The organism is Kineosporia sp. A_224 (genome assembly GCF_002198655.1).
Lineage (GTDB): Bacteria > Actinomycetota > Actinomycetes > Actinomycetales > Kineosporiaceae > R-H-3.
The window spans coordinates 1-8,066 of record NZ_MWLN01000193.1 but is presented as its reverse complement, the minus strand read 5'-3'; the positions used below and the strand labels follow the sequence as shown (position 1 = coordinate 8,066).

Annotated in this window: 6 protein-coding genes; 1 reads left to right on the top strand and 5 read right to left on the bottom strand. The window is 75.8% G+C overall.

The window, feature by feature from the left end:
* Positions 1-1,158, bottom strand: a 1,158-nt coding sequence (locus EDJALFJO_RS21965; RefSeq protein ID WP_143448699.1) for an Hsp70 family protein, incomplete at its 3' end; no start/stop codon positions are given.
* A gap of 110 nt (positions 1,159-1,268) precedes the next feature.
* On the opposite strand from EDJALFJO_RS21965, the gene EDJALFJO_RS21960 reads away from it, so the two are divergent.
* Entirely contained in the window at positions 1,269-2,015 is a 747-nt protein-coding gene (locus EDJALFJO_RS21960; protein ID WP_088288458.1) for a hypothetical protein, read from the top strand.
* Positions 2,016-2,029: 14 nt separating this feature from the next.
* Here EDJALFJO_RS21960 and EDJALFJO_RS21955 read toward each other — a convergent pair whose 3' ends face one another.
* The 4 genes from EDJALFJO_RS21955 to EDJALFJO_RS36535 form a co-directional block, all read right to left on the bottom strand.
* Entirely contained in the window at positions 2,030-3,496 is a 1,467-nt protein-coding gene (locus EDJALFJO_RS21955) for a dynamin family protein (RefSeq protein ID WP_088288457.1), read from the bottom strand.
* Positions 3,493-5,340, bottom strand: a complete 1,848-nt coding sequence (locus EDJALFJO_RS21950; protein ID WP_088288456.1) for a dynamin family protein — start codon at positions 5,338-5,340, stop codon at positions 3,493-3,495. The genes EDJALFJO_RS21955 and EDJALFJO_RS21950 overlap by 4 nt, the downstream gene beginning before the upstream one ends.
* 127 nt (positions 5,341-5,467) lie before the next feature.
* A complete protein-coding gene (locus tag EDJALFJO_RS21945; RefSeq protein WP_088288455.1) occupies positions 5,468-6,553 on the bottom strand; it encodes a hypothetical protein in 1,086 nt (361 codons plus the stop codon).
* 108 nt (positions 6,554-6,661) lie between these two features.
* Positions 6,662-6,862, bottom strand: a complete 201-nt coding sequence (locus EDJALFJO_RS36535) for a helix-turn-helix transcriptional regulator (protein ID WP_369812568.1) — start codon at positions 6,860-6,862, stop codon at positions 6,662-6,664.
* Between the last annotated feature and the right edge of the window lie 1,204 nt (positions 6,863-8,066).

The window sequence follows — 8,066 nt, the reverse complement described above, 5'->3', positions numbered from 1 at the left end:
GGCCGCGGCTGCCGGGGCGGAGGCCGGGACGGCGGCCGCGGGCGGTGTCACGACCGGCGCGACCACGGGGGCCACCACCGGCGCCACGGCCGGGGACCCGAGCGCGTCCGACGCGAGCCTGGCCGCGCCGAGCGCGACGGCGTGCTTCGGGTGCGCGTCGACGGCGACCGGGCGGCCGAGCTCGGCGCCGACGAGCTGGGACACGATCGGCATCCGCGAGGACCCGCCGACGAGGAGCACCGAGTGCAGCTCCTCGGGGCTCACGCCGGCCGAGCGCAGCGCCCGGCGCAGGGCGTCGATCGAGTCCTGGAGCGCCGGGCGCACCATCGCCTCGAGCTCGGCGCGGGTGAGCCGGACCTCGGTCGAGAAGGACGGCAGGAGCACCGGGATCGTCGTGTCGGTGTCGGCCGACAGCGCCTCCTTCGCCTGGGTGCACTCCTCGCGCAGCCGGGCCACCGCGGCGACCGCGGCACCGTCGTCCTCGTCGAGGTCGGTGAGCGGGCTGCCGACGGCACGGGCCACGTGCGCGTACACCGCGGCGTCGATGTCGATGCCGCCGAGCCGCTCGATCCCCTCGGGGCGGCCGAGGATCTCGAACCCGTCGCCGGCCCGGCGCAGCACGGCGGCGTCGAACGTGCCGCCGCCGAGGTCGTAGACGGCGACGACGGCGCCGTCGGGCATCCGCTGCTGCTGCGCGTAGAAGACCGCCGCCGCCTCCGGCTCGGTCGTGAAGGTCGCGTCGTCGAGCCCCGCGACCCGGACCGCCTGCCGCAGCAGGTCCGTCTTGTACGGGCCCCAGTTCGCCGGGTGGCTCACGCAGACCGCGGACGGCGCGCCGCCCTCGCGCGCGGACACCTCGTCGACGACCGCGCGCAGCATCCGGCCCATGAGGGCCTCCGCGGAGTACGGGACGCCGCCGAGCAGGATCGGCGTCACGTCGCCGAGGCGGCGCTTGAACTCGCGCGCCACCCGGTGCGGCGTGGAGAGCGCCCGCCGGTTCGCCGGCTCCCCGGTGATGATCGTCTCGTCCTCCCGGAGCAGGACGACCGAGGGCACGGCGGCGGCGCGGCTGCCGAGCGAGCACACCTCGGCGCGGCCGTCGCGCCAGACGGCGGCGGCGGTGAACGTGGTGCCGAGGTCGATACCGAGTGCGTACATCACAGCGCTCCGGGGTGGGGGGTGAGCAGGATGCTAGGAACGCGGGAGTAGGGGTGTCTTGGGGGAAGTCCCCGCATCGGACCCCCGGGGTCGGTTCCTACAGTGGAGGCATGGAACCGGTGCGCCCCCTCCGAGACGTCTTCGCCGACCTGGCCGGCAGCGACGCCGCCCAGGCGCGTGCGGCGTTGGCGGCGGCGGGCCACGATCTCAGCGACGACCTGCTCCGCACGGCGATCGACGGCTACGCGGGGACCGCACCCGCCGAGGTCGCCGAGCACCTCGCCGCCGCCGACGGCGCGGACGACAGGCTGGCGCTGCTCACGAGCGCCCCGGCGGGACCGTGGGACGCGGAGGTCGCGCTCGACCCGGGCGACGACCTCGTGGCGGACGACCTCGTGGCGGACGACCTCGTGGCCGACGACCTCGCGGGAGACGACCTCGACGCCGCCGACCTGCTCGACGTCCCGGCCGCGCTGACCGACCCGCACGCCCCGGCCGACCAGGCCGACCGGGCCGACCGGGCCGACCAGGCCGACCATCTGACGGACGAGGCACCGGCCGACGACGCGTTCGGGGCCGGCGACGCCGACGACGCGTTCGCCCCCGACGACCTCGACCCGCTCGAGACCCTCGACCACGCGGACGCCTTCGGCGCTCCGGCAGCCGACCTCGGCACGCCGGCGGCCGGCCACCCGGTGGACGTGCACGACGCCGACGCGGACCTCGGCTTCGACGACGGTTTCGGGGCCGGCTCGGCGCTGGACGGCCTCGCCGACGACCTCGCCGACGACCTCGCCGACGAAGGGGCGGACGACGGACCCGACGCGCAGGCGCACGACGTCCACGACGCCGGCTGAGGGCGGGCGCACGCTCACCGGACCACGGCCAGGTCGGCGAGGAGCCCTTCGCAGGAACGGATCGCGACCCGGGCCGCGACGACGAGCTCGTGCGGGGTCATCGGGTTCTCCGCGCGCCGCTGCCAGCGCGCGAGCGCCTGGCCCGCGGCCGCCGTCCGCTCCGGCAGGCCCGCCTCCGGGTCGAGCCGCAGCCGTTCGTGGACGGCGGTCCCGGTGCCGCCGATGAGGTGCTCGAGGTCGGCGAGCACCTCCGGCTTGCCGGCCACCCACCCGGCGCGCAGCGCGGAGAGCACCCGAAGCTCGTTGAACGGGTGGGCGGACGCGGTGATCTCCTCGAGCTCCCCGGACAGCGCGACGCTGCCCGGGACCGGGTGCTCGTGGAGGAGCCGGTCGAGGGCGAGCAGCGCGGACCGGCTCTTGAGGACGTCCCGGCGGCGGTAGAACAGGGACGCGAGGACGCCGTTGAGGTCGTCGAGGCCGCTGCGGGCGACGAGGTCGCGGGACAGGTCGGTCGCGGTCACCCCGTCGCGGCGCAGCAGGGTGGAGGCGAGCCGGATCCCGAAGACCCCGAACCGGTCGAGCAGGTGCTGGCGCTCCATCGACGTGAGGCCGAGCTCGGGCATCTGCTCGAGGAACCGGTCCGTCGAGAGCAGCAGCCCCTCGACGGTGCGCGGCGGCTGCGTGGCGATCCGGCGCAGGTGCGCGACCTCGGTCTCGGTGAGGGTGACGGCACTCTCGGCGAGCAGGCCGGCCATCGGCACGACGGTCTGGACGACGCGACGCACGAGCGGGTCTCCCGACAGCCGCGCGGCGATCCGGCGCGCGGACGCCATCGAGTCCGGGCGGCCGACGCCGATCTCGTCCGCCCGCGACAGCACCCCGATCGCGTTGACCGGGTTGGGCCGCGACACCTCGGTGTCCTGGAAGGCGCGGAGGAACTCGACGTCGCCGGAGTGCAGGTGCCGCATGAGGTAGAGGACGGCGTCCGCGGGCGTCTCGTCCTCCTCCGCGGCGAGCACCTCCCACGCGCGCCGGCTCACCGCCTCGCTGAGCGAGCCGATGCCGGGGGTGTCGATGAGCGTCACGGTGCGCAGCGCCTGGGACGGCCACGTGACGACGAGCTGGTCGACGTCCTCGGGCGGCGTCCCCCCGAGGTCCACCTCGACCGCACCGTCCTCGCGGTGGAACGGCACCTGCCGCGGCTCGCCGGTCCTCGGGTGGAGCATGACCCGGTAGGTGTGCCCGTCGCCGTACCAGGTGACGATCCGGGTGCACTCCCCCGCGTCCGTCGGGGCCAGGCGCTCACCGACGAGGGCGTTGAGCAGCGTCGACTTCCCGGACTTCACCCGGCCGGCCACGGCGACCCGCAGCGGTGCGTCGAGCCGGGCGGCGGTGACGACGAGCCGGGCCTCGTGCGGCGTCCCGCGGTAGGCCAGGGCGGCGCGCTGCAGCACGCCGCGGGTCCGGTCGATCAGGGTCATCGGCCCACCGCCTCCGCCCGCTGCCGCAGCTGGGCGAGCCGGCCGAGCTCGGCGTCGAGGTCCTTGACCCGTCGGTCGCGCTCCGCCTGGGTGCGCTTGACCGACTCGGTGGCGGACTGCAGCGCCTGGGACGTCGACCGGTTGAGCTCCTCGGCGCGCGCCGTGTAGTGGTCGCGCAGCTGGCGCTGGATCCGGCGCAGGGTGTCGCGGGAGTCCTTGCCCATGACGAACTGGATCTCGTCGCAGTAGCGCCGCACGGCGTTCTTCGCCTGCGCCTGGCGTTGCGTGAGCTGGCGCCGCTTCTCGTCGCGCAGCCCGGCCCGGCCCATGAGCAGTCCGATCGGGATCGCGATCGGGGCGAGCCCGGTGACGCCCAGCAGGCCGGGCAGCATGGTGAACATGAGGATGCCGCTGTAGCTGCCCTTCAGCGCCACCATCGTCTGCTTGCGGGCGGTCATCCGCTCGAGCTTGATGTCGGGGTTGAACTCGGTGCGGCTCAGCAGCGGCGTCGGGTTGTAGACGGCGAGCAGGCCGAGGTCGTCGCCGGACACCTCCCGGAAGTGCTCGCCCACCTGGGCGCTCACGTCGGTGGCCCGGTCCCGCAGGTAGGTGTAGTTGGCCACGAGCTCGTAGGAGATCCGGGACTGCAACCAGCCCTCCATCTGCGGCCACGAGTCGGCGGGGTCGCCGGCGCCGAGCGCGTCGTCGGCGTCGTTGACGACCCGGCGGATCCGGCCGCGCAGGTCGTGCTCGATGTCGGCGCTCACGTCGGAGATCCCGTCGCTGAGCGTCTGGTTCCAGCGGGAGGCGTTGGTGCGCAACGACTCCACGCGCGACTTCGTCTCCGTCAGGTCGTCGATGACGCGCTGCGCCGACGCCGGGTCGGCGAGCGCCGAGCGCTCGGAGCGGAACTGTCCGGCGACCTGCTCGCAGACGGCGACGACCTCGCGGGCGGCGTCCTGCGCGGCCCGGGTCGCCGCGCCGACGCCGATGTCCTCGGTGACGACGCGGACCAGCTCACGGAAGCCCGACTCGGTGTTGAGCGCGGCGTCGCTCGTCTTGACGGCGCGGGTCCGCAGCGCCGAGGAGACGGTGAGCAGCCGCACCTCGCCGAGGCCCTCGCGCACGAGGTGCGCGGTGTTGAGGTCCCGGACCTGGCGCCATGCGGGGTAGAAGTCGGTCTTCGTCATGACGCACAGGACGGTCCCGCACAGGTCGCGGGCCCGGCGCAGGAAGTCCACCTCGGTCGCGGTGAGCTCCTGGGAGGCGTCGGTGACGAAGAGCACCGCGTCGGCCATCGAGGTCGCGGCCAGGCTCGCCGCCGCGTGCGTCGAGCCGAGCCCGCCCAGCCCCGGGGTGTCGACGACGACGAGCCCGCTCGCGAGCATCGAGCGCGGCAGCAGCACCTCGACGCCCGCGACCCGGCGGCCGTCGGCCCGGGCGCCGGCGTCGCCGCCGCCCTCGACGGCGTGCAGCCGGATCTGGTCGACGGCGATCGGCTCGCGCTGCGGGGGGTCGCCGTCGAGCACGATGTTCGCCGCCGTCTGCTCGCCGTGCCGGACGTACGTCGGCAGCGCCGTCGCGACGTCGTCGTCGACGGGGCAGACGGTGACGCCGACGAGCGCGTTGACCAGGGAGCTCTTGCCCTGCTTGAACTCCCCGACGACGACGACGTGGGTGCCCGGGTCGGCGAGCCGGCGCTGCGCGGCGGTGAGCCGGTCGGCGAGGTCGGGCCGGGAGTACGCCTCGCACGCCCGCAGGCCGTGCTCGACGACCGACCGCGCGGTCGCCACGGCGTCCGTGCCGGGGGCCGGCCGGGCCTGCACCGGCGTCTGCTGCGCCATACCCGCTCCCTGGGTTCGTCCGTCGGTCCGTCGCTGTCCACGGTGCTGCAGGTGTCTCACGTGCGGAAGCGGGTGCCGGTCCCCGCGAGGGGAGCCGGCACCCGCTGCCGCGGGTGGTCGCCGCCGGTCAGGCGTCGGCCATGTCGTCGTCGGCGACGTGCTGGTCGCCCGCCCCGCCCTCGACGTTCACGTCGACCACGGGCGAGAAGTTGTCGGACTGGTGGTCGCCGCCACCGCCGCCCATGCCGCCGTCGTCGTCGTGCCCGTTGTCGACCTCGCGCAGCTCCGGCTGGTGGTCGACCGTCCGGATCCCGCCGCCGCCGCCGAGCCCGTCGACGTCGAGCTGGTGCCCGTCGCCGTGCTCCTCGTTGACGTCGGACTGCACGTTCGTGTCGACGCTCTGCCCGGTCGCGTCGCCGGTGCCGGACAACGCGGAGCCCTCCTCGAGGTAGTTGCCCGAGGCGTTGCCGGTGTCGCCGGACCCGAAGCCGAGCGCCGAGTCGTCGATGGTGCCGTTCTCGTTGTCGACGACGATGGTGCCGTCCCCGACCGGGCTGTTCTCGACGTCGCCGCCGAGGACCTGGTTGCCCGTGAACTCACCGGTGTTCGTCGGGCCGACGATGAGGCCGCCCTGGACGGCGCCGTCGCCGGAGTTGGACTGCGCCCCGCTCCCCTGGGCGGCCGAGGACCCGTCGCCGGTCGCCGCGTTCTGGGTGCCGTCGCCGGAGTTGACGGCGGCGCCGTCGCCCTCGACGTCGATGTCGTCGTTGTCCTGGTCGATGTCGATGTTCCCGTTGACCGGGCCCAGGATGTCGATGTGGTTGTCGTTGATCTCCTGGTAGTTGTAGTTCTGCGTGACCTGCTGGACGATCTGCGCGTTGCTCGCGCCGCCGGCCGCGCCACCGCCGCCACCGCCGCCGTAGCCGCCGCCCCCGCCGCCGGAGTAGGTGCTGCCGCCCTGGTTGACGTTGCCGTAGCTGTTGTAGTTGTTCGCCTGGTTCGTGAGGAACCCCTGCAGGTGCGGGTCGAGCCCGGGCTGGCCGCACATGTAGTCGAAGACCTCGCCCATGTCGGCCTGGTCGATCTGGTCGTCCGTCACGCCCGTCTCGAGCTTCGCGGACTGCAGCGCCTCGTCCGGGCCCATGCCGACCGCGTTCTGCAGCGCGTGGAGGAACATCTGAGCGACCTGGGCCGCCTCGGCTGTCACGTTCATCGTCGTCTCCTCGGGAGGTCGCCCGCCGGGGTGGCTGGGCTGATGGCTCAACTCTGCGTGCGGCGGGACCCCCCGGACATCGGGGAACTCCCCCTCCTCGGAGGGGGGCTATGGGGGTGAGATACCGCCGCCGAGCAGCCCGCGCAGCGCGGCGACGAACTCGGCCCGTGTCGACGCACCGAGCTTGGTCCGGATCCGGGCGACGTGGTGCTCCACGGTCTTGGGCGACAGGTAGAGCTGCGCACCGATCTCGCGGTGCGTCCGGCCGTCGAGGACGAGCCGGGCGACCTCGACCTCGCGGTCCGACAGGCCGGCCCGGCGCGCCCCGTCCCCGTCCGGGGCGGGCCCGGTGACGACGGTCGGCGCGGGGGTCGCGAGCTCGGCGGCGAGGTCGCGGGCCCGCTCGAGCAGCCGCCGGGCGGCGACGGCGTCCGCGACCCGGACGGCGGCGTCGCCGGCGAGCCTCGACGCCTCCCAGGGCAGCTCGGCCGCGCCGAGCTGCCCTGGGAGNCCCTGGGAGGCGTCGCCGGCGAGCCTCGACGCCTCCCAGGGCAGCTCGGCCGCGCCGAGCGCGTCGGCGGCGGCGACGACCCGGTCGGCGTCGACCCGGCCCGCGAGGACGTCCGCCCAGCACGGCGCCGCCTGCTGCATCGCCGCGGGCCGGTGCCCTCCCGGCCCCGCCGCGGCGACGCGCGAGGCGGCGGCCGCCGCCGCCCCAGGGTCGTCGGCGGCGACGGCGACCTGCAGGTGCAGCCAGCCCAGGGCGACCTCCCACGCAGGTGGTGACCCGAGGCCCGCGACCGTCGCCTCGAACCCGGCCAGGGCCGCCTCGGCGCGGTGCGCGCGGCGCAGCCGGGCCGCCGCGACCGCGAGCTCCTCGGCCGGCTCGAGGAGGAACAGGTCCAGGACGCCGCGGGCGAGGACCCGTTCGACCTCCGGCCACGCCGCGCGCAGCTGCGCGACGTCGCCGCTGCGCCGGGCGCGACCGGCCCGGACGGCGGCCCGGAGCACCCGGTCCCGGCCCGTCGGGTCCGCCGGGGCACCGGCGTCGACGGGCTGCCCGCCCGGGCCTGCCTCCGGGTCCGGCCGGCCCGCCCGCAGCCGGGCCCAGCCGAGGAGCAGGGTGTGCCGGTCCTGGGCGGCCGGGCCGCCGGTGCCGTGCCGGACCGCACGCCCGAGGAGCTCGACCGCCGTCCCCACGTCGCCCGCGGCGACGGCGAGACAGGCACCGAGGGCATGCGGGGTGTCCGGCAGGACGGCGGCCGGCGGGGTCCGCTCGGCGGCCTCGGCGGCGTCGATCGCCGCGGCGAGACCCTGGACGGGGTCACCGGCGGCGAGCGCTGCCGCGGCGAGCAGGCGCAGCGCGGCGGGTGCCGCGGTGCCGGGGACGCCGCGCGCCTCGTCGAGCCGGCCGGCGGCGACGAGCACGGGGACGGCGAGCACCGGGCCTGGCGGCCGCGCGGCCAGCAGCAGGTCGGCGGCGGGCCCGGCGCCGACCTGCTGCTGGCCGCGC

Coding starts and splice junctions, on each gene's coding strand:
- EDJALFJO_RS21960 (WP_088288458.1), top strand. CDS start 1,269: ATGGAACCGGTGCGCCCCCTCCGAGACGTCTTCGCCGACCTGGCCGGC.
- EDJALFJO_RS21955 (WP_088288457.1), bottom strand. CDS start 3,496: ATGACCCTGATCGACCGGACCCGCGGCGTGCTGCAGCGCGCCGCCCTG.
- EDJALFJO_RS21950 (WP_088288456.1), bottom strand. CDS start 5,340: ATGGCGCAGCAGACGCCGGTGCAGGCCCGGCCGGCCCCCGGCACGGAC.
- EDJALFJO_RS21945 (WP_088288455.1), bottom strand. CDS start 6,553: ATGAACGTGACAGCCGAGGCGGCCCAGGTCGCTCAGATGTTCCTCCAC.